This is a genomic window from Streptomyces sp. NPDC056480 (assembly GCF_042795405.1).
In the GTDB taxonomy this organism is placed as follows: domain Bacteria; phylum Actinomycetota; class Actinomycetes; order Streptomycetales; family Streptomycetaceae; genus Streptomyces.
In genome coordinates this window covers 59349-81233 of record NZ_JBHTSA010000032.1, presented here as the reverse complement: position 1 = coordinate 81233, position 21885 = coordinate 59349, and the positions used below count along the sequence as shown (strand labels likewise).

The following is a 21885-nucleotide window of genomic DNA, read 5'->3' as shown; positions in this document are numbered from 1 at the left end:
CCTTTACGAGGAATGCCTGGCCGTCGTTCCTTTTTTTCGCCGGCAGAACATCGCGGTGATTATTAATTGCGTGACCCGGCCGTTATTCGCAAGGGCGGTCGAAGCTCCTAAAGTCATTCACGCCGCCGGAATTCCGGACGGAGATTCGTATCGACAGCGGGAGTTCTTCATGTCGTTGACCGACAAGGCAGACGTCAGCACGTTCGTCGACCTCACCCAGCACGAGATCGAAGCCCTGAAGACACGGTTCAACCTGGCCGACGCGCACACCCACCAGCGTCAGTCCACCTCCCAGGAGCGGATCGTCTCGCGGCTTCCCGAGCTGTGGCACGAGTCCGAGTCGAAGCAGCAGGCGCACTTCGAGCGGCAGTTCCTCGACGCCTTCTTCCGGCTGCACCAGCAGCCCACCGCCCGTGCGATGGGCCGCACGCTCCTTTCGTACTCCGCGAGCGTGTCGACCATGGTCGCCGGCATGTTCCTCAAGCAGCGCGGGATGTCGGTGCAGTTGGTCGAGCCCTGCTTCGACAACCTGGTCGACCTGCTGCGCAACATGCAGGTGCCGATCGCCCCGTTCGCCGAGTCGGCGCTGCACGACAAGGACTCCATCTACGAGCGGCTCGTCGAGGAGATCACCGCGGACTCGATCTACCTCGTCGACCCCAACAACCCCACCGGGTTCACCCTGCTCGCCGAGAAGCTGGAGGGCTTCCGCGAGGTCGTCCGCTACTGCGTGGACCACGACAAGGTCCTGGTGATGGACTTCTGCTTCGCGTCCTTCGCGCTCTGTGACGAGGGCATCGGCCGGGTGGACATCTACCGGCTCCTGGAGGAGTCCGGCGTCACCTACATGGTCATGGAGGACACCGGCAAGACCTGGCCGATCCAGGACGCCAAGTGCGCCATGATCACGGCCAGCCGGGACATCCAGGAGGAGGTCTACAACCTCCACACCAGCGTCCTCCTGAACGTCTCGCCGTTCGTCCTCAACATGGTCACGCAGTACGTCGAGGACTCCATCACCGACGGCTTCGCCTCCGTCCGCGACATCATCCGCACCAACGGCGAGGCCGCCCGCAACGCCCTCAGCGGCACCATCCTGGAGTTCCAGGAGCCGGTCGTCGGCACCAGCGTCGCCTGGTTCCGCATCAAGCCGGAGCACCTGACCGCCACCCAGCTCCAGGCCGTCCTCTTCGACGAGGAGGTGTACGTCCTGCCGGGCACGTTCTTCTACTGGAACACCAAGGAGAAGGGCGAGCGCTTCGTGCGCCTGGCCCTGGCCCGCGAGCCGGAGCTGTTCGCCGGCGCCATGGAGCGGATGCGGAAGGTGCTCGAGCGCTATGCCGTCTGACGCCGACCCGGTGGTGTTCATCGACGCCACCACGTTCATGGGCATGCACAGCAAGGACGACGCGGTCCGCGTGGCCGCCAAGGCCTTCTTCGCCGGCCGGCTGGCCGCGGGGGAGGCGGGCGGGGTCGTCATGAGCTGGGAGCAGGTCGGCCGCTGCGACGACCTCGTGTGGGGCTACGAGCGGGAACTGCAGGACGAGTACTACCCGTTCATGGACGTCCTCCACACGGACCTGGCGATCGACCGGATCGCCTACGCCGAGGCCGACGTCCGCCGGGCCTTCGACGAGCCCGCGCTCGACGGTCTGCCCACCCATGAACGTCTGCTGCTCGCCCAGGTCATCGGCCGCGGGGGCGTGCTCCACACGGCGAGCCCCCGGCTCGTCCGGGCGGCGGCCGGCCTGCCCGTCGTACCGCTGGCCCCGCTCGTCCCGGCCGACGCTCCCGCCCTCGGCGAGGAGCCCTCGTTCCCGGCGTACCTGGAGGACCTCTACCAGCGGTCGCTGGTCCTGAAGGTCGTCTCCGAAACCCTCTGAAGTCGTTCCGAAGGGCACCCCACTCATGCCTGGCACCTACTCCGGGACCGTCGTCCCGCTGATCACCCCGTTCGACGAGCACGGCGTCGTCGACGAGCCGAGCGTCGTCCGTCTCCTGGACCACATCCGCGCCGAGGTCAACGGCTTCATGCCGGCCCTGACCTCCGGCGAGGGCTGGAAGCTCGACGCGCGGCAGTGGCAGGACGTCGTCACGTACACCGTCCGGCACGCGGGCGGTCTGCCCGTCCTCGCCGGCATCCAGCTCCCCGACACCGACGCGGTGATCGACCGGGCCCGGACCGCGGCCGCGATCGGCGCCGACGCCGTCGTCGTCACCACGCCCTTCGGCGCCGAGGTGACGCAGGACGACATCGTCGAGCACTACAAGGCGATCCGCGCGGCCCTCGACATCCCGATCTTCCTCTACAACGAGGAGGCGCTCTCGGGCAATCGCATCGAGTTCGACACCCTGATCCGGATCTGCAAGGAGATCCCGGGGATCGTCGGCATCAAGGAGTCCAGCGGCGACGCCGCCTTCACCCGGAACATGGCCGAGGCCGGCACCGGCATCCCGGTCTTCGAGGGCTGGGAGAACCTCCTCGTCGACGCCCGGGGCATCGACGGCTTCATCGGCCCGCTGGCCAACCTCGAACCCTCGCTGTGCAACGCGATGCTGGTCGACCCGACCCCCGACCGGCAGACGGAGATCAACACCGTCTGCGAGCGGTACGGCGTCTTCAAGGACGACTGGTACCGCTGGGTCAAGAAGGAACTGCACCGGCGCGGCGTGATCGCCTCCCCGACCGTGCACGAGGAGGCGAAGGCGGCATGAGCACGACCCCCGCCGCTCCCTCCGCGTCCGCCCCGGCCGCCGTCCCGGTGGCCGCGCACTCGATCACCGCCCCGGCCGCGACCTCCCAGCGCGAGCTGCACGGCCTCTACCGGCGGGTCCCCAACCTCGGCGACTACGGGTCGATGACCGCGATCGAGGAACGCTGGATCCTTCCCAAGGCACGGGCGTACGAGGCCTCCGCGCCCCGGTTCGGCTCGCCCGGCGAGCTTCTCCAGGCCCTCAAGGAGTTCCTCGCCGAGGAGGAGGCGTCGCTCCCGGAGAGCGCCACCTTCCTCGCCGAGCACGCGACGCTCGACCAGTTCAAGGTCGTGGTGCGGCAGTTCGCGCTCGACGGCCTCACCGAGTCGGAGTCGCTGCTCCCGGTCGTGCCCCGGCTGCCGTACCGCTCGGCGATGGCGGTCTTCCGCGTCCTCATCGACGAACTCGGCTGCGGAAACGAGGAGAAGGCGCACTCCCAGCTCTACCGCGACCTCCTCACCGAGCTCGGCATGAGCCTCCGGCTCGACGACTACCTCGACGAGACGACCCCCGAGTGCTTCGCCTACGTCAACATGTTCCACTGGCTGGCGAGCCGGGCCCCCTCGCCGCAGTACTTCCTGGGCGCGTACGCCTACTTCGAGACCAGTGTGCTGTACGCGTTCCAGAGCTACGCCCGGGCGGCGCGGCGGCTCGGGATCACCCATGACGCCTACTACACCGAGCACCTCTACATCGACTCGTACCACAGCAGTCATATGCGCACGGCGATCCGGACGCTCGAGGAGCCGGACCTGGCGAAGATCTGGGCGGGCGTGCGCCTGGCCTCCGACATCGTCGGCACGGCCACCGAGGCGGCCGTCGCGCGAGCCCGGGAGACCGTCGCATGACGGCCGTGCCCGCGGGGCGGCGGCGGGGCTCCGACGAGCCCACCGTCCGCCAGGTGACCGAGGACCTGGTCCTCGTCGAGGTCGGCGGCCGCAAGGTCCTCGCGGCCGCCGTCTGCCCCCACCGCGGGGGCCGGCTCAAGTACGGCAGGGTCGACGGGGACAGGCTGCGCATCACCTGCCCCCTGCACCACACCACCTTCGACCTGACCAGCGGGGAGCGCCTGGCGGGAGCGGCCTGCGCGGACATCCGCGTGGTGGACGTGCTGCCCGGGGACCTGAGCATCCCCGAGCAGCGCGACCCCGTCCACGACAGCCGGGCGGCCGCCCCCACCGAAGCCGCCGTTCCCGGGGCCGCCCCGTCAGGGGGCGCCGCATGACCACCACACCGACCGGGGCGGCGTCCACCGTGACGCCGCCCCGTGCGGCCGTCGACCACGACGGCATCGCCCCGGTGCCCGAGGCCGAACGCACCTCGACCCCGGGCGACTTCGGCTGGATCTGGCCCTCCGCGCAGTTCTCCTTCGGCACGGTCGTGCTCGGCGCGCTGCCCGTCGTCTTCGGCCTCGGCTGGTGGGCCTCGGCGAGCGCCATCGCCGTCGGCGTGGCCGTCGGCACGGCGCTGCTCGCGCCGCTCGCCCGCTTCGGCGTCCGGACCGGCACCAACGACCCCGTGTCGAGCGGCGCGCACTTCGGCGTACGGGGCAGGGTCGTCGGCAACGTCCTCACCGTGGTCACCGCGCTCGGCTTCTTCGCGATCGCCGTCTGGACGGGCGGCACCGCCGTCATGGTCGCCGGCCACCGGCTGTTCTCCACCCCCACGGGCCCCGGCGCCCTGACCGCCGCGATGTTCGTGACCGCCGCGGCGGTCGCGCTGGTCGCCGTGCGCGGCCACGAGACCCTCGTCCGTACCTACAAGGTCACCGCGGTCACCGGCGGCGCGGTCCTCCTCGGCACCGTGCTCGTCCTGGCCCCGGACTTCGACGCGGGCTACGCCGGCGGGACGCTCGCGCTCGACAGCACCCTGCACACCTGGCTGCTCGCGGCGACCGCCTCCGCCACCGTGCCCCTGTCGTACGCCACCTTCCAGGGCGACTACACCCGCTTCATGCCCGCCTCGACGCCCACCGGCCGGGTCGTGCGGGCCAGCGGGGTCTCCATGTTCCTCAGCAGTCTCGCCGCGCTGCTCACCGGCGCGTACGTGACGACCCTCTTCCCCGTCCCCGACGAGCCGTGGCTCCAGGGCCTGACGGACGCGGTGCCCGGCTGGTTCGCGGTCGCTGTTGTCGTGTTCGGCTTCGCGGGCACCCTGCCGCAGGCCGGACTCTGCCTGTACGCGGCCGGGCTCTCCGCCAACTCCGTGTTCTGGCGCTCCTCACGGGCCGCCGTCACCACGGTGGTCGCGGTGCTCGCGGCGGCCGTGTTGTACCTCGGGGCGGTCGTGTACGACGCCATGGACGCGATGTCGGCGTTCGTGACGCTGCTGCTGACCGTCGTCGCCCCGTGGGCGGCGGTGCTCTTCGTCGGGTACGTGCTCCACCGGGGCAGGTACGACGCGGAGGCGCTGCGCACGTTCACCACGGGCGGGGGCGGCCGGTACTGGTACGCCGGCGGGGTCAACCCGCGGGCCGCCACGGCCTTCGCGCTCGGCTCGGTCGTCGGGGTGCTCTGGGTCAACAACCCGCTGTACACCGGCCCGTTGACCGATCTCACGGGCGGGGTCGACCTGAGCCTGCCGGCCTCCTTCGCGGTCGCGGCCGTTCTGTACGGGGTGCTGTGCCGGGTGTGGCCGGAGCCGCTGCTGCCGCCGACACGAGACCCGAGGTGACGATGTCCACCACAGTCCCGCTCACCGCCCGGCTCACGGTCCGGGCGGTCGTGCCCGAGGCCGAGGGCGTCCTGGGGCTCGTACTCACCGATCCCACGGGCGCCCGGCTGGCCCCGTGGGAGCCCGGCGCCCATCTGGAGGTGACGCTGCCGTCCGGGGCGGTCCGGCACTACTCGCTCTGCGGGGACCCGGCGGACCGGAGCACGTACCGGCTCGGGGTCCTGCGGGAGCGCGACGGCCGGGGCGGATCCGAGGAGGTCCACACCGCCGTCGGCGCGGGCACGGTCCTCGGGGTGCGGGGCCCGTTCAACCGCTTCCCGCTGGTGCCCGCCGAGCGGTACCTGTTCATCGCGGGCGGCATCGGCATCACCCCGCTGCTCCCGATGGTCCGCTCGCTTCCGCCGGGGTCGTGGTCCCTGCTGTACGGGGGCCGGAGCCTGACGGCCATGGCGTACCGCGAGGAGCTCTCCGCGCTCCCCGGGGTCACGCTCGTCCCGCAGGACACGGCGGGGCTGCCCAACCTGGACGGTGTCCTGGCGGAGCTTCCGGCGGAGACGGCCGTGTACTGCTGCGGGCCCGAGGGACTGCTGCGGGCGGTGGAGGAACGGTGGCCGGGCGCCCTGCACACGGAACGGTTCGGGGCGGCGCCGGCGCGGGAGTCCGCGGCGGACTCCGGGGAGCACGCCGGAGCGGACTCCGGGGCCGGTGACGGCTTCGAGGTGGAGCTGCGGCGGAGCGGGCGGACCGTGCACGTCCCGCCCGGCCGCACCCTGCTCGACGCCGTGCGCGAGGTGGTGCCCGGTGTCGCGTACTCCTGCGAGGAGGGCTTCTGCGGCACCTGTGAGACGAAGGTGATCGCCGGGACGCCCGAGCACCACGACTCCGTGCTCGGCGAGGACGAGAAGGCCTCGGGGGCGACGATGATGATCTGCGTGGGACGCTCGCGCGGCGCCCGGCTCGTGCTGGACCTGTGACGCGACGTCGATCGGCGGCGCGACGCGACGCGGACCGTGAAGGGGTCCGTGACGCGATGCGACGCGGTCGGTGACGCGGTCCGTGACGGGACGCGGTCGGTGACGCGACGCGGTCCCCGACGTGACGTGATCCCGACGCGCGGAAGCCCGTACCGAAACGTCGGTACGGGCTTCCTCGCGGGCGGGGCCGCCCGGTGTCAGGGGAAGACCACCAGGGCCCGGCCGCCCTTGCCCGCGAGCATGTTCTCGAAGGCGCCCGGGATGCCATCCAGGGTGATCCGTTCGGTGACGAGCGCGCTCAGGTCGAGGCGCCCGGCGCGGATGTGCTCGGCGAGGACCGGCAGGTCGACGGCCGGGTCGGAGTTGCCGTAGACACAGCCCGCGAGGGTGCGGCCCCAGTGGAAGATCTCCAGGGCGTTGAAGCTCACCTGCTGGTCCTTGCCGCCGATGCCGACGACCGTGGTGCGGCCGCCGCGCCGGGTGGAGTCCCATGCGGTACGGATGCTGACGGCGCGGCCGACGCACTCGACGGCCACGTCGACCCCATGGCCCCCCGTCAGCTTCCGGATCTCCTTCGCGGTGGTCTCCGAGGCGACGACGTACTCGGTCGCCCCGGCCGCCCGCGCGAGCGCCTCCTTCTCCGGGGAGACGTCCACGGCGACGATCGTCGAGGCACCCGCGATCCGGGCCGCCTGGAGCGTGGCGAGCCCCACCCCGCCGGCGCCGAACACCGCGACCGTCTCGCCCTCGCGGACCCGGGCGGAGTGGTGGACCGCGCCCCAGCCGGTGAGGACGGCGCAGCCGAGGAGGGCGGCGTCGGTGAGCGGCACGCCGTCGGGGACGGGCAGGACGCAGTTCGCGGCGACGACCGTCTCCTCGGCGAAGGCGGCGACGTTGAGCCCGGGGTGGAGCTCCGTGCCGTCCTCGGTGCGGGCGTGCACGTTCGCGGTGCCGGCCAGGGCGTTCGCGCAGAGCCACACCTCGCCGAGCGAGCAGGGATGACAGTTGCCGCAGGACGGCGCCCAGTTGAGGACGACGCCGTCGCCGGGGGCGACATGGGTGACGCCCTCGCCGACGGAGACCACGGTCCCCGCGCCCTCGTGGCCGAGGACGGCGGGCACCGGCACGCGCATGGTGCCGTTGGAGAGCGACAGGTCGGAGTGGCAGACGCCGGCGGCCGCGAGCCGGACCCGGACCTGGCCGGGGCCCGGCTCGGGGAGTTCGATGCCGGTGACCTCCAGCGGGGAGCCGACGGCGGGCAGGACGGCGGCGCGGATCAGGCTCACGTGCGGTGCTCCTCGGAAGTCGCGTGGACGGGTCGGTCGGAACTGCGGGTCCGGTGGGGCAGGTGGGGCGGGTAGGGCAGGTGCGGCCCGTGGGGCAGGTGCGGCCCGTGGGGCAGGTGCGGCCCGTGGGGACGGTGGCGCGGGTACGGCAGGTGCGGCCGGAAAGGCCGGTGGCGCCGGTGCGCGTCTCAGAACTGCAGGGACTTGGTCTGGAGGTACTCGGTGAGGCCGTGCGCGCCGAGCTCCCGGCCCACGCCGGACTGCTTGTACCCGCCGAAGGGGGCCAGCGGGTTGAACCGGCCGCCGTTGATGTCGACCTGGCCCGCCTCCATGCGCCGGGCGAAGGCGACGGCCTCCTCCGGGTCGCCCCAGACCGCTCCGGCCAGGCCGTACACGGTGCCGTTGGCGATGGCGAGGGCCTCCTCCTCGTCCTCGTACCGGAGGAGCGAGACCACCGGTCCGAAGATCTCCTCCTGCGCGATGGTCATCTCCGGGGTGACGTCGGCGAAGACGGTCGGGGAGACGTAGTAGCCGGTCTCGAGCGGGGCCTCGGGGCCGCCGGTGACGAGCCGTGCGCCCTCCTCGACGCCCTTCTCGATGTAGCCGCGGACGCGCTCCCGCTGCTTGGCGTTGACCAGGGGGCCGAGGCGCTCGCCGGGGACGTACTTGGCGACGGCCTCGGCGGCGAGCGCCACCGCCTCCTCGTACCGGTCCGCGGGGATCAGCATCCGGGTCCAGGCGCTGCACTTCTGACCGGAGTTGGACATCACGTTGGCGACGCCGACGGAGACCGCCTTGGCGAGGTCGGCGCTCGGCAGGATGACGTTGGCGGACTTGCCGCCGAGTTCGAGGGCGACCCGCTTGACGGCGCCACCCGCGAGGGCGCCGATGCGGCGGCCGACGGCGGTGGAGCCGGTGAACGAGACGAGGTCCACGTCGGGGTGCTCGGCGAGGGCCTGCCCCGCGACCGGGCCGAGGCCGGTGACCAGGTTGAAGACACCGGCCGGCAGGCCCGCCTCGTGCACGGCCTCGGCGAAGAGCTGGGCGGTCAGCGGGGTGTCCTCGGCGGGCTTGAGGACGGTCGTGCAGCCGGCGGCGAGGGCCGGGGCGACCTTGGCGACGACCTGGTGGAGCGGGAAGTTCCAGGGGGTGATCGCGGCGACGACACCGACGGGCTCGGCGTAGACGGTGGAGTTGCCGACCTTCTCCTCGAAGGAGTGGGTGGCGGCGAGGTCGGCGTACGTCCCCGCCACGGCGATCGGCAGTCCGGCGTGCACGGCGGCGGCGAGCTGCGGCGGAGCGCCGAGCTCGGCGGTGACGGTGGCGGCGATCTCCTCCGCGCGGGCGGCGAGCGCGTCGCGCAGGGCGGCGATCCGGGCGCCGCGCTCGGCGGGCGGGGTCGCGGCCCAGCCGGGCAGGGCGGCGCGGGCGGCGCGTACCGCCGCGTCGACGTCCTCGGCGGTGCCGGCCGGGACGTGGGCGATGACCTGCTCGTCCGCCGGATTGAGGACGGCGATCGTGTCGGGACCAGCGGCGGGCCGCCACTCCCCGCCGATGTACATCGCGTCGTGCGCCTTCATCCGATGTCTCCTCACACTGCCGATCGGTTCGACACCCAAACTAGCGCTGTTAGTTTTTGGGCGCCAGGGCCTCCGGACGTGCCCCCGGTCTCAGTCCCCGGCCGATCGTGCCGCCCCCGCGTGCCCCCTGTCCACGACAGGACCGGGCAGACGCCGGACGCGGCGGGGAGGGGGCCGACGGAGCGGCTGGGATCCGTCGGACCCGGTTCAGATCTGCTGGGCGATGTCGGTGAGATGGGCGAAGACGACGATGTTCGCCTCGTAACCCCTTCCGGGGTCGAATGCTCCGCCGCAGGTGAGCAGCCGCAGTTCGGGCCGCCCGGTGGAGCCGTACACCTCCTTGTCGGGGAAGTCGGTCTTGGAGTACGTGACGACGCGGTCGACCGTGAAGACGGCGACCTTGCCGTCGGCGCGTGCGACCCGGACGGTGTTGCCGGCGCTGAGCGAGTCGAGGCTGACGAAGATGGCGGGTCCGGTCCTGGTGTCACGGTGTCCGACGACGACGGCGGTCCCGCGCTCACCGGGGGTGACCCCCTTCGCGTACCAGCCGACCACATCGGGGTTGTCGATCGGCGGTGTGGCGAGCCGCCCTTCGCCGTCGAGACCGAGATCCAGCACGGGGGCCTCGATGGTGATGGCGGGTACGGCGACGGTGACGGGACGCGAACGGGCCAGCGGAGCGGGCGGGGGCGACGGCCGGGGCGACGGTACGGCCTTCGGCCTCACCCCGGGCGCCACCTTGGGCGCCGCCTTCGACCTTGCCTCCGGCTTCACCGTGGACCTCGCCTGCGGCTTCGCCTCGGGTTTCGCCTCGGGTTTCACCTCGGGCCGCGCCTCCGGCTTCGTCTCGGGCTTCGCCTTGTGGTCGAGGGCCGCCGGCGCTCCGACCGCCGCTCCCGCCCGGCCGGCAGCGGCCGGAGCGGCGGCGAGCGCCGGACCGTCGGGTTCCTCGTCACCAGCCCACCAGACGACGCCGGTCACCAGGACCACGGCGACCGTCACGGTCCTGGCGAGCCGGAACAGGCGCCGTTGGCGGCGCGTGAGGCGCGAGAACCTACGCGGCGCCATTGTCGCGGCGGCGCGAGCGGCGGATCAGAACCAGTCCGGCCGTACCGGCGAGGCCTGCGGCGACGGCCGCCCCGATGCCGAAGCCGGAGGAGTCGTCGGCGGCGACCTGCGCGCTGCCGCCGCCACCCGCGCCGACGGCGCCCTGCGGAGGCCGGCCGCTCCAGCCGTTGCCACTGCTGCTCCCGCTTCCGCTGTTCCAGCTGCTGCCGCTCTCGCTGCCGCCGCCGTTCCAGCTGTTGCCGTTGCCGCCGGTGCCGTTCGTGCCGGCGGCGTTCGTGCCGCTGCCGTTGCCGCCCGTGCCGTTCGCACCGTTGCCGCCGGTGCCGTTGCCGCCGTTGCCGCCGTTGCCGCCGTTGCCGTTCGTACCGTTGCCGCCGGTGGCGTTCGGGCCGAGGCCGTTCCCGCCCGTGCCGTTGCCGCCGCCACCGTTCCCGCCGGTGGGTGGCGGGCTGGCGACGGTGTCACCGGGGCACGCGACCTGGAAGGCCTTCGGCCTGACCACGACGGTCTGTCCCTGGAAGGTCCACGAGAGCCGGTACTGCCCGCTCGGCAGCGAGAGCGGATCCGTGTGCCCCGCGCCGGACGCGAGGGTGAGCTGTCCGGAGAGGGCGGGCCCGTTGGCGGACGGCTGGCGGGAGATCGCCCAGTTGACCTGCTGGAGCGTCTCGAAGTCGGAGGCCGACAGGTAGAACCTGCAGACCCTCGCTTCGTCCCTCTGGGACGCGAAGGGTGTGCCGACGCTGTGGACCTTGATGTCGCCGTTGTCGCCGGGAGCGGCGAAGGCCGAGGGCGCGCCCGCCAGGGCGAGGCCGCCGAACGTGAGGGTGGCGGCCGCCGTGGCGGCGAGAGGGCGGACGGTACGAGCGGTCATGCGGGGTTCCTCCGGAAGGAGCTCGTCGGACAGTACAACCGATAATCGGACTATCTGTCACAACACGACTACGGAGGGTGGCGACATGCGCACGCCACCCTCCGAAGTCGCCCGTCCGGCCCAGGTCGCGGCTCCGCGGCCCCTGCCTCTCGGCTCCTCGGCTCCTCGGCTCCTCGGCTCCTCGGCTCCTCGGCTCCTCGGCTCCTCGGCTCAGATGATGCCGAAGAGGATCCCCGACGCGAGGACGACGAGCGAGGTCAGCGCGGCCCACTTCACCGTGAACCTGGTGTGGTCGCCGAACTCCACCTTCGCCATGCCGACGAGCACGTACACGGCGGGGACCAGCGGGCTCGACATGTGCAGCGCCTGGCCGACCAGGGAGGCGCGGGCGATCTCCAGGGGCGAGACGCCGTGGGCGGCGCCCGCCTCGGCGAGGACCGGTACGACGCCGAAGTAGAAGCCGTCGTTCGACATGAAGTAGGTGAGCGGGATGCTGAGCACACCGGTGACCAGGCCCATGTGCGGGCCCATGCCCTCCGGGATGGCACCGACGAGCCAGTCGGCCATGTGCTCGACCATGCCCGTGCCGGTGAGCACACCGGTGAAGACGGCGGCGGCGAAGACCATGCCGGAGACGTTGAGGACGTTGTCCGCGTGGGCGGCGATACGCGCCTTCTGCTCGGCCATCTTCGGGTAGTTGACCGTGAGCGCGAGCGCGGCGCCGAGCAGGAACAGCACCGGGATCGGCATCAGTTCGAGGATCATCGCGGCGAGCAGCGCGACCGTCAGTCCGGCGTTGAACCAGTACAGCTTGGGGCGCAGGGTCGCGCGGTTCGGGTCGAGCCCCTGGAACCCCTCGTCCTCACCCGAACCGGATCCGGAACCGGACCCGGAACCCGAACCGGAGTCGGAGCCGGACCCGGAGCCCTCGCCCGGCGCGTCACCGGAACCCCCGACAGGCTTCTTGGTCAGGTCGACGGCACCACCGGCACCCGCCGCGACGAGCACCGTGTCGGTCTCGGGCACCAGCGCCTCGTCGAGCGTCAGGTAGCCGATGCGCTTCCGCTCGCGGCGCCCGAGGACGTACGCGAGGGCGAACACGAAGAGCAGGCCCATGCCGAGCGCGGGAATCATCGGTACGAAGACATCGCCGGCGTCCAGCTTCAGCGCGGTCGCGGCGCGGGCCGTGGGGCCGCCCCAGGGCAGGGTGTTCATGACGCCGTTGGCGGTGGCGGCGACACCCGTCATGACCACCAGGCTCATGCCGAGCCGCTTGTAGAGCGGATACATCGCCGAGACGGTGATCATGAACGTGGTCGAGCCGTCGCCGTCCAGCGACACGATCGCGGCGAGCACCGCCGTACCCACCACGATCCGTACGGGATCGGCCTTGCAGAAGCGCAGGATGCCCCGGACGATCGGGTCGAAGAGGCCGACGTCGATCATCACGCCGAAGTAGACGATGGCGAACATCAGCATCGCCGCCGTCGGCGCCAGCTTGCCGACTCCTTCGATGACGTAGTCGCCGAGCTGGGCCCCCTGCCCGACCACCACGCAGAACAGCGCGGGGATCAGCACGAGCGCCGCGATCGGCGACATCTTTTTCATCATGATCAGGACCAGGAAGGTCGCGATCATGGCGAAGCCGAGGACGGTCAGCATGGAGGACACCTCACGTTCACCCTTGAACCCCGCCGAGCGGCGGTCCGGATGACGGTAGGTGCCCCCTTCTGCCGTTAACAAGACGTTGACGCGTGAGCAATACGAGCAAAACCCCAGGTCACGGGAGGGGCGAGACCTGGACAGGGAAGCCGTTGAGGACGGCCGTGCCCGACAGGGGGTCGAGCCGGGAGCCGTCGAGCAGCTGGTTGACATTGACTCCGGGGCGCGCGGACGCGACGGCCAGCCGGGTGCCCGGCCGGTCGTGACCCCAGCCGTGCGGCAGGCTCACGACCCCCGGACGCACCCCGTCGGTCACCTCGACCGGCACCTCCAGCTCGCCGCCCTCGCCCTTGACCCGCGCGAGGCCGCCGTCGGCGAGCCGCAGCCGGGCCGCGTCGTCGGGGTGCACCTGGAGGGTGCACCGGTTCGTACCGCCGCCGAGGGCCGGGGTGTTGTGCAGCCAGCTGTTGTTCGAGCGCAGGTGGCGGCGCCCGACGAGCTGGACGCCGGTCGCGTCGGGTGCGGCGTCGAGTGCGGCCCGCAGCCGGGGCAGGTCGGCGGCGAGCGGCGCGGCGAACAGTTCGATGCGTCCGCTGCGGGTCTTGAGGACCTGCGGGAGACGCGGCTTGAGCGGGCCGAGGTCGATGCCGTTCGGGTGGGCCCGCAGCTCGTCGAGGGTCAGCCCGTACGGGCCGAGACGCAGCATCATGTCGAGCCGCCGCTCGGGCCCGGTGTCCCCGGTGAGCCCCGCCGCGAACTCCTCGGGATCCGCCCCGTACGCCGGCGAGTGCTCCTGGGTCACCGCCTTGGCGAGGGTGGTGTCGATGGCGAGCTGGTCGACGGCGGACGGCGGGGCCCCGTGCATCCCGGAGACGGCGAGGATCAGCCGGGCGTGGATCTCGCACTCGTCCATCCGGTCCGCCTCGAGGGGGACGGCGGCCGGGGTGTAGCGGGCCTGGTCGCGGACGGCGAGGGCGTTGAAGGCGAAGTCGAAGTGGGCGCTCCTGGAGGGCGGGGGCGGCGGCAGCAGGACGTCGGCGTGGCGGGTGGTCTCGTTCAGGTACGGGTCGACGGCCACCATCAGGTCGAGGGAGCCGAGGGCCGCGTCGAGGCGGTCCCCGTCGGGCGCGGACAGGACGGGGTTGGAGGCGACGGTGATCAGGGCCCGGATGCGGCCCTCCCCCGGGGTCTCGATCTCCTCGGCGAGCGCGACCATCGGCAACTCCCCCTTGACCTCGGGGTGGTGCGAGACGCGGCTGTGCCGGCGGCCGAGGGCGAAGCCCCTGCCGGGTCCCGCGGGACGCGGGGCGGGCGCGGTGGCGGAGAGCGGGAAGAGGGCGCCGCCGGGCCGGTCGAGGTTGCCGGTGAGGATGTTCAGGACGTCGACGAGCCAGTTGGCGAGGGTGCCGTACGCCACGGTGGAGCTGCCCATCCGCCCGTAGACGGCGGCGGTGGGCGCGGCGGCGAGCTCCCGGGCGAGGGCGCGGATGGTGTCCGCGTCCACGTCGCAGGCGTCGGCGACCGCCTCGGGGCTGAACTCCCCGACCGCGGCCCTCACCTCCTCGACCCCCTCCACCTGGGCGGCGAGCGGGCCGAGGTCGGTGAGACCCTCCTCGAAGAGGGTGTGGACGAGCGCGGCGAGGAGGAACGCGTCGGCGCCTGGGCGGATGGCGATGTGCCGGTCGGCGACGCGTGCGGTGCGGGTGCGCCGGGGGTCGACGACGGTGAGGGTGCCGCCGCGCCGGCGCAGCGCCTTGAGCCTGCCGGGGAAGTCGGGGGCGGTGCACAGGCTTCCGTTGGAGTCCAGCGGGTTGGCTCCGAGGATCAGCAGGTGGTCGGTGCGGTCCAGGTCCGGCACGGGGATCGCGAAGGGGTCTCCGAACAGCAGGCCGCTGGAGACGTGCTTGGGCATCTGGTCGATCGTCGACGCCGTGAAGAGGTTCCGGGTGCGCAACGCGCCGATCAGCAGGGGCGGGTAGAGGGCGCCGGCGATCGTGTGCACATTGGGGTTGCCCAGGACGATACCCACGGCATCCGGCCCGTACTCCTCGATCAGCGGACGGATTCTCGCCGCGATCGTGTCGAACGCCTCCTCCCAGGTCGCCTCCTGGAGCCGCCCGTCCTTCCTGACCAGGGGGGTGCGGAGCCGGTCGGGGTCGGCGTCGATCCCGGGGAAGGCGGCCCCCTTGGGGCAGACGAACCCCTGGCTGAACACGTCCTCGCGGTTCCCGCGCGCCCCGGTGACCCGGGACCCGTCGATCGTCAGGGTCAGTCCGCAGGTCGCTTCGCAGAGGGGGCAGATGCGCAGGGCGGTGGACATGGCGTCTCCCTGGGGCAGCGTCGGGTCGGGGCCGGGGCATCGGCCCGCCGCGAGCATACCGACCGGTAGGCACGCCCGGGAGGGTTACGACAGGGAGGGCGAGAGATAGGCGTGAAGGAGTTGCCGGGTCTCGTCGATGACGGCCGGGTCGCCCTCGGGGGCGGTGCGGAAGGCGAGCCGGACGAGGGTGTCGGCGGTCTCGACGCCGACCCTGACCTTGCGTCGCAGCGTCTCGTCGGCGGGCCGGCCGAGGTGGGCGGCGAGCAGCTCGCAGATCCGCTCGGCGACCAGGCCGTTGGGGTCCTCGCCGGCCTCCTCTGCGGCGGGCACGCCGAAGTCGACGAGGGCGAAGCCGGGGACGGTCCGCTTCATGGCGATGAACTCGTCGAGGACACCGTCGATCGCCGCGTGGGGGTCGGGGTCCGCGGTGGCGTCGAGGTGGGCGGCGATCCGCTCGGCGTACCGGTCGAGGTTCCGGTGGGCGAGCGCGGCGACCATGGCCCGCTTGTTGTCGAAGAAGCGGTAGACGGAGCCGATGGGGACTCCCGCGCGGGCTGCGACGGCACGGGTGCTCAGCTGTTCGTAGCCGGTCTCGTCGAGCAGTTCGGCGCAGGTGTCGAGGATCCGGGCGAGCCGCTCGGCGCTCCGCTGCTGCACGGGGGCCCGGCGCAGCGTGGACGGGATCTGGGCGTGGGACTGGGGCACGGGGTCCATGATGCCGTTCCTCCGGCGGATTCCACGGCCCGGGCGGCCCGCGAGAACGGCCGGAAGGCGGTGGAGACGACGCCGGGCGGCCCCGCGAACCCGATCCGGCGCGACGGTGACCCCCACCCGGCACGACGGTGGCCCCACCCGGCGCGACTGTGGCCCCCACCCGGCGCGACGGTGGCCCCCCACCCGGCGCGACGGAGGGAACGGCCGCCCGGCGCGATGGAGGAACCGGCCCGGGCGGCCCGTGGACGCCCCGGTCGTGTCCGGGGCGTCCGCCGGGCGTCAGTCGTCCAGCTCCGGCCAGATGTTGAAGTCGCCGTCGTCGACGACGTCCTCACCGAGGCCGAGCTCGTCGCCGAGTGCGAGGTACCGCTCGTACCGGGCTTCGCCGATCCGCACGAAGTACCCCTTCACGGCCCGGAGCAGCAGCCGGAAGCCCAGGTCCGGTTCGAGGTCCACGACCCGCCGCAGGGCCGGGACGACGCCGTCGAGCGGGCTGTAGGAGTGGTGGGCCGTGGCCTGTTCCAGGGCGGGTCCGACCGAGCGGACCTCGGCGGCGACCGCCTCCCTCACCGCGTCGTCCACCACCGGGGCGGCGGCGTCGGTGAAGGAGGGGTCGTCGGCGCGGATCCTGTCGGTGCAGATGTCCGCGATCCCGCGCAGCCACTCCCGGCCGTCGATCCCGAGGCGTTCCAGATCGAACTCGCGGAACGTCCCGGCCAGCCAGAGGACCTCGATCTCCCGGCTGGTGAGGGGCGAGTCCAGGAGGACGACGCAGTCCCCCAGGAGCTGGTGGGCGAAAGCCCCGTCGAATCGGCCGGCCACGCTCGTGACGACGTCCAGGCCTGCGGCCTCGCTCGGAACCCGCGGGTAGCGGATCCATTTGATGAGCCCGCTGAGCCCGATGTCGACGCCGAGATGCCGGTGCGGCTGCGCCATGTGTCCTTCTCCTGTTTCCTCTGTCCGGCTCCCGTCCCCCTACTTCGGGTAGGCGGTGTAGATCACGAAGTTACCCGGGACGCTCAGGTCCGGATCGCCGGCGTGGGACCCGCCCCGCACCGCCTTGATGTTGATCACCACCTTGCTTCCGGTCGCCACCGGAGCCGAGGCCCCGTCACGGTAGACCTTGCCCAGCGACCCCTTGCCCCGGAGCTCCCATTCGATGGGGAAGAGGTCGTAACGGGGATCGAAGATCTGCGACTTCGGCAGCTTGCGCTGTTCGTTGATCCACTTCGTGAGCTTCGCCAGGTTCTTCGGGCTGCGCTGCACCCACTGCTGGAAGGCCTCGTTGATGCAGTTCACCGCCGTGTCCTGGTCGTTCCAGACCGTCGCGATGCCGTCCCTGGCGGCCTTCGCCCATGCCGCCTCCTCGTCGAGGACGTGCTCGCCCAGGGTGTGAGCGCCGTTCGTGCCCTCGTCCGCGACGATGTTCAGGCAGTTGTGGACGAGCACGTCCTGCGGACGCGCGCCCGTGGTGCGTACGAAGAAGGTGTGAGGGCCGTCGACCGTGAGGTCGTAGACCCTCGCGGGGGCCAGGCCCGTACGGTCGTGGAGGGCGGTCACGGCCCGGACGAGGCCGTCCGGGGTCCGCAGGCGGTCACCGACGCGGAGCTCGGATACGGTCCGCCAGCCGCGGTCGGCCACGAAGAACTTGTGGCCCACGGTGCTGGTCAGCCTGCCGTCGCCGGCGAGGGTGATGTCGACCAGACGCTCGGTGTCGTGCCGGAAGGTCGCTGTGACCTTCTGGGTCCGCAGCTCCCCGGAGGAGGGGTCCGTGGCCTTCACCAGGTCGCCGATCGCCACCTGGCTGATGGGCCGGTGCGTGCCGTCCGCCATCAGCACCGGGGTGTGTCCCGGGAAGCTGTTGCGCACGCAGGACGTGAAGGCGTCCTCGTAGATGTTCATCTGCTGGGTGATCTTGGCGAGGGTCGCGGGGTCCAGGCCTTCGATGGCCTTGAGCGCCCGGTAGGCGTCGCCGACGCCGATGCCCGTCTTCATCGCGGCGTGGAGGGCGGTGATCGCCTCGCCGATCTTGGTGAACGCCTTGCCCGGGATGAAGTTGCTCGCGGCCCAGGCGCAGCCGCCGGCGCTGCCCTTCCAGCAGTCGATGAAGTCCTGCAGCAGGACGGCCTTGAGGATCTTGTAGGCGAGGGTCTCCTCGATGAGGTCCCACTTGCTGAAGTAGCGGGTGACCTCCTTCTTCAGGCCCTTGAACGGCTGCCGGTCGAGAAGCAGGGTGTCCTCGGGCGGGCAGCCGGTCTCGGTCGCCAGCACCTCGGGGTTGGTGCACAGGAAGAAGTCGACCTCGACGTCGAACGTCACGTCGAACGTGACGGTGCACCCCGTCCAGCCCGGCTCGAGGACGCAGGGCTTCTGCTGCTTGGAGTCGGTGATCTTGAGGGTGTCCTCGTCGACGACGAAGAAGGTGCCCCCGACCCCGCCCGTGCCCGCGCCGTCCGTGATCTGCTGGTTGGCCTGCTTGCGGGCGGCGGAATCGGCCGCGTCCTGCGCCTCCTTGGCGTACCTCAGCGCGTCCTTGGCCGCTTCCTCGGCCTCGGTTGCGGCGGCGTCGGCACGGTCGGCCGCGGCGCGGGCGTCCTTGGCGGACTGCTCGGCGGCGGCAGCAGCGGTCCGGGCGCCCTCGGCGTCCAGAGCCGCCTGGTCGGCGGAGTCGCGGGCGGCCTTGGCATGGCCCTCCGCGCGTCCGGCCGCCTTGTCGGCGGCGGCGGCGTCCTCACCGGCCTGACGGTCCCACTCGACCGTACGGGCCAGGGACTCGGCGGCCTTGGCCGCGGCACGGGCGGCGTCGCCCGCGTAGCCGAGGGCCTCCTTGGCGTAGCCGCGCGCCTCGGCCGCGTAGCCGGCGGCGTTGGCGGCGTGCACGTACGCCTGCTTGGCCTCGCCGGTGGCCGCGTCGGCGATGGCCTTGGCGGCGGCCGCCTCGTCCTTCGCGTTCTTGGCGTGGGCGTCGGCGACGGCCTTCTGCTGTTCGGCGATGGTCTTCGACGCCTGGCCGGTCAGTACGACCAGGCCTGCGGCGGAGTCCGTCGTGACATACGGGGAACCGAGCTGGATCGCGTCGTTGGCGGGCTGGGCGACCTGTGCGGCGGAGTTCCCCGCGTCCACGGCGGCCTGGGCCGTGACGTGGGCGAAGCCCGAGGCCTTGGCGGCGGCGGCCAGGGCCTTCTCCGCCTCCTTGTTCGCCTCGTCCGCGTGGGTCTTGGCCTCCTTCGCCCTGGTCTCCGCCTCGTCGGCGAGCTTCACGGCGGTCTTCGCCGCGTCGGCGGCGCGCTGTGATGCCTTGAGGGCGTCGGCCACGGCGCTGGTCGCGGTCTTCACCGCCGCCTCGGACTTGAGCTTGGCGGCCTGGGCGGCGTCCGAGTCGGCACGGGCCCGGCTCGCGGCGGCCTCCGCGCGGGTGGCGGCGGCGTCTGCTTCGGCGGCGGCGGCCGTCGCGGCGTCCGCCTCGCCCCGGGCCCGGCCCGCGGCGGCCTCCGCGTTGTCCGCGTGCGTGTCGGCGGCGTCCGCGGCCGCCCGGGACTCCTGGGCGGCGGCGTCGGACTCGTGGGCCTGGGCGAAGGCCTCCTTCGCGTCGGCCTTGGCACGGGCGGCGTCCGCCCGCTGTTCGGCGGCCCAGGCGTCGTCCCGCAGTTCGCGGGCCTTGTCCTTGGCCTTCACCGCGTCGTTCTTCTTCTGGACGGCGGTGGATTCGGAAGACTCGGCGAGCTTCCTCGCGTCCTCCGCCTTCACCGCCTCCGCCTCGGCGTTCCTGCGGTGCTGGGCCGCCTCGCCCTGCTTGGCGACGGCGGTCAGCTTCTCCTTCTCGGCGGTCTTCTCCTCCGCCTCCGCCGAGAGCCTGCGGGCGTGGGCGTCGGCGGCGGCCGCCTTGGCGTCCGCCTCCGCCTGCACGGCGACGGCGAGCTTGGCCTCGGCGGTCTCCTTCTCCCTCTTGGCGGTGTCGCGCTGGAACTTGGCGCCTTCCGCCGCGGACTTGGCCTGCCACTCGGCGGCGCGGGCCGCCTCCTTGCGGAACTCGGCCTTCGACAGGGCGGCCTGCGCCAGCGCGCGCTGCGTGATCGTCTCGCTGTCCGCCGCGGCCGCCCGGGTGGCGGCCTCGGCGGTCTCGCCGGCCTTCACCATGGCGTCGAGCGCGGCGGCGGCACCCTTGGTGACCTGTGCCTTCTGCAGACCCACCAGCAGTCCGCGGCCGCGCGGGGCGCCGTTCTTGTCGGCGATGGCGTACGCGGCCTGCTCGGCGGCGTCGGAGGCGGCCACGGCCGTCTTGGCCGCCGCGGCCTGCTGCTTGATGACGGCGAGCTGCGCCTTGGCGCCCGCCCGGGCGTCCGCGATGCCCTTGGCCGCCTGGTCGTGGTGGGCCTTGGGCTGCACCTCGCCCTTCTGGCCGGACGGCTTGATGGTGACCTGCTGGGAACCGGCGACGGCACAGGTGGCGAGCAGCGCGTCCTTGCCGAGGTCGTACGTCGGGAAGTTCAGGCACTTGCCGGAGCCGACGCCCTTGAGCTGCGTGGTGGCGCGGGGCGTGTACTCCCAGGTCTGCGCCGCGGAGCTGTTGCACGTGTAGATCTGGATCTTCGCGCCGACGGCCGAGCTGTTGTTGGAGACGTCGAGGCACGACATGGACTTGGCGTTGCGCAGGTGCAGACCGTGGTCGTCACCCTCCATCCGCCACTGCTGCGCGGCCGAGCCGTTGCAGGTGTAGACCTGGACGGGAGTGCCGTTGGCCGTCGCGCCGCCCTGTGCCTCCAGGCACTTGCCCGCCGCGCCCTTCAACTGGATCGTGGAATCGGCGTCTCCGATCCAGCCGACGCCGCCCGCGGACCAGTAGTCCTGCCAGCGGGTGAGGTGGTCGGCGACCCACGAGTGGCCGAGCATCTGGCCGAGCGCCCGGGAGCCGGTCGCGAGCGCCTTGGTGGCGTCCTCGCTCGCGTCCACGACGCGGTTGCGCTGGGTGGCCTGGGAGGTGATCTCCCGCTGCCACTCGGCGGCGGCCTCGGCGGCAGCGGGACCGGTGACGCCGTTCGGGTCGATCGGGTCGCGCCACGCGCAGGTCGAGAAGCGCGTCTTGAGGTCCTCGACCGCGATGCGGTACTCGGGGCTGCCCGGCGTGGGGCCCGTACGGGGGAAGCCGCCCTGGGCGAGGAAGAGGCGGGCGTTGTCCGCGCCGGTGGGCTCGAAGGTGGCCTCCTTCAGCCACTCGAAGCCGGCGTGCTCGGCGCCGTCGCGGTACCAGTCGGTGCTGGTCTGCGGATCGGGGGCCTTGCCGTAGCGAGGGGCGCCGAGATCGGTGACGGCCTTGCGGGTCTTCTCGTCGGCCTTCGGGGTGGGGTCGACGTAGAAGTCGCCCTCGTCCTTCCAGAACCGGTCCGCGATCCACTTGGTCAGGCCGGTCTGGGTGTGGAAGTCCTCGCCGCCGCCGACGCCGGGGGGCCAGTGGAAGGTGGCGTCGTTGATGCCGGCCACGGTCGTCAGTCCGTAGACCGGCTTCTTCCAGCTCTCGCGGAGAGCGTAGATGTCCGCCAGTTCCTTGTCGGCGGCGGCCCGGTCCTTGTCGAAGGCCGTGGCGAGGGGAGTCTCCTCCCAGTACTTGCGATCGGCGGCCGTGCGAAGGGCCTCGGGCGACAGGTCGAGGCCGCCCTGGGCGACGCCGGCCATGGCGGGCCCGCCCATGCGCAGCACTTCGGCCATGAGGCACTGGTCCTGCCGCAGTTGCTCCGCGGCGGTGTCGGTGTACCAGTCGTAGTCGTTGCCGACCGCGCCCATGCGCGGGGAGGTGGGAAGGCCGGGCTGGACGGCCAGGCCGCCGAGCAGCGCCAGGCCGACCACGGAGGTGGTCAGTGGGCTGAGGACCGCGGAGAACCGCGGTCCGGATGCGAACATCCTTGGTCTGGAACGCAAAACTGCATCCTTCGTACGGAACGAGGACGGTGGGGGCGCCCGTCGGGAGAAGGAGCTCCGGGTACGCGTC

General features: G+C 72.3%; 16 protein-coding genes. 7 read left to right on the top strand and 9 right to left on the bottom strand.

Annotation, left to right across the window (positions count from 1 at the left end; translation table 11 throughout):
* The first annotated feature begins 169 nt into the window (after positions 1-169).
* From ACFQ79_RS16925 to ACFQ79_RS16895, 7 genes are read left to right on the top strand one after another with little or no spacing between them, the layout of a single operon-like run.
* Complete coding sequence (locus ACFQ79_RS16925) at positions 170-1348, top strand: aminotransferase class I/II-fold pyridoxal phosphate-dependent enzyme (RefSeq protein ID WP_383583943.1); 1179 nt, start codon at positions 170-172, stop codon at positions 1346-1348.
* The gene (locus tag ACFQ79_RS16920) at positions 1338-1883 is read left to right on the top strand and encodes a DUF6190 family protein (protein ID WP_383583940.1); all 546 of its coding nucleotides are present in this window, start codon (positions 1338-1340) and stop codon (positions 1881-1883) included. Before ACFQ79_RS16925 ends, ACFQ79_RS16920 begins: the two co-directional genes overlap by 11 nt.
* A 25-nt stretch (positions 1884-1908) precedes the next feature.
* A complete protein-coding gene (locus ACFQ79_RS16915) occupies positions 1909-2715 on the top strand; it encodes a dihydrodipicolinate synthase family protein (protein ID WP_383583938.1) in 807 nt (268 codons plus the stop codon).
* Entirely contained in the window at positions 2712-3602 is an 891-nt protein-coding gene (locus ACFQ79_RS16910) for an iron-containing redox enzyme family protein (RefSeq protein ID WP_383583936.1), read from the top strand. Before ACFQ79_RS16915 ends, ACFQ79_RS16910 begins: the two co-directional genes overlap by 4 nt.
* Entirely contained in the window at positions 3599-3979 is a 381-nt protein-coding gene (locus ACFQ79_RS16905; protein ID WP_383583934.1) for a Rieske (2Fe-2S) protein, read from the top strand. The genes ACFQ79_RS16910 and ACFQ79_RS16905 overlap by 4 nt, the downstream gene beginning before the upstream one ends.
* On the top strand, positions 3976-5427 hold the full coding sequence (locus ACFQ79_RS16900) for a purine-cytosine permease family protein (protein WP_383583931.1): 1452 nt from the start codon (positions 3976-3978) through the stop codon (positions 5425-5427). The genes ACFQ79_RS16905 and ACFQ79_RS16900 overlap by 4 nt, the downstream gene beginning before the upstream one ends.
* Before the next feature lie 2 nt (positions 5428-5429).
* The gene (locus ACFQ79_RS16895) at positions 5430-6401 is read left to right on the top strand and encodes a PDR/VanB family oxidoreductase (protein WP_383583928.1); all 972 of its coding nucleotides are present in this window, start codon (positions 5430-5432) and stop codon (positions 6399-6401) included.
* Between the two features lie 197 nt (positions 6402-6598).
* Here the strand turns inward: ACFQ79_RS16895 and ACFQ79_RS16890 are convergent, their stop codons facing one another.
* The 9 genes from ACFQ79_RS16890 to ACFQ79_RS16850 all read right to left on the bottom strand — a co-directional run bounded on the left by ACFQ79_RS16890 (position 6599) and on the right by ACFQ79_RS16850 (position 21797).
* Positions 6599-7681 carry a Zn-dependent alcohol dehydrogenase gene (locus tag ACFQ79_RS16890; RefSeq protein WP_383583949.1) on the bottom strand — a complete coding sequence of 361 codons (1083 nt, stop codon included), beginning with the start codon at positions 7679-7681 and terminating at the stop codon, positions 6599-6601.
* 194 nt (positions 7682-7875) lie between these two features.
* A complete protein-coding gene (locus tag ACFQ79_RS16885; protein ID WP_383583926.1) occupies positions 7876-9267 on the bottom strand; it encodes an aldehyde dehydrogenase family protein in 1392 nt (463 codons plus the stop codon).
* Between the two features lie 207 nt (positions 9268-9474).
* The gene (locus ACFQ79_RS16880) at positions 9475-10269 is read right to left on the bottom strand and encodes a class F sortase (RefSeq protein WP_383583923.1); all 795 of its coding nucleotides are present in this window, start codon (positions 10267-10269) and stop codon (positions 9475-9477) included.
* Positions 10270-10321: 52 nt separating this feature from the next.
* On the bottom strand, positions 10322-11206 hold the full coding sequence (locus ACFQ79_RS16875; protein WP_383583921.1) for a hypothetical protein: 885 nt from the start codon (positions 11204-11206) through the stop codon (positions 10322-10324).
* A gap of 210 nt (positions 11207-11416) precedes the next feature.
* Positions 11417-12868 (bottom strand): CitMHS family transporter, encoded by a 1452-nt coding sequence (locus ACFQ79_RS16870; protein ID WP_383583919.1) that lies wholly within the window; start codon positions 12866-12868, stop codon positions 11417-11419.
* A gap of 118 nt (positions 12869-12986) precedes the next feature.
* Complete coding sequence (locus tag ACFQ79_RS16865) at positions 12987-15188, bottom strand: molybdopterin oxidoreductase family protein (protein ID WP_383583916.1); 2202 nt, start codon at positions 15186-15188, stop codon at positions 12987-12989.
* Between the two features lie 84 nt (positions 15189-15272).
* Entirely contained in the window at positions 15273-15902 is a 630-nt protein-coding gene (locus tag ACFQ79_RS16860; protein WP_383583914.1) for a TetR family transcriptional regulator, read from the bottom strand.
* 279 nt (positions 15903-16181) lie between these two features.
* Positions 16182-16838, bottom strand: coding sequence for a hypothetical protein (locus ACFQ79_RS16855; RefSeq protein ID WP_383583912.1), 657 nt, complete (start codon positions 16836-16838; stop codon positions 16182-16184).
* Positions 16839-16877: 39 nt separating this feature from the next.
* On the bottom strand, positions 16878-21797 hold the full coding sequence (locus ACFQ79_RS16850; RefSeq protein WP_383583909.1) for a ricin-type beta-trefoil lectin domain protein: 4920 nt from the start codon (positions 21795-21797) through the stop codon (positions 16878-16880).
* Positions 21798-21885 lie beyond the last annotated feature (88 nt).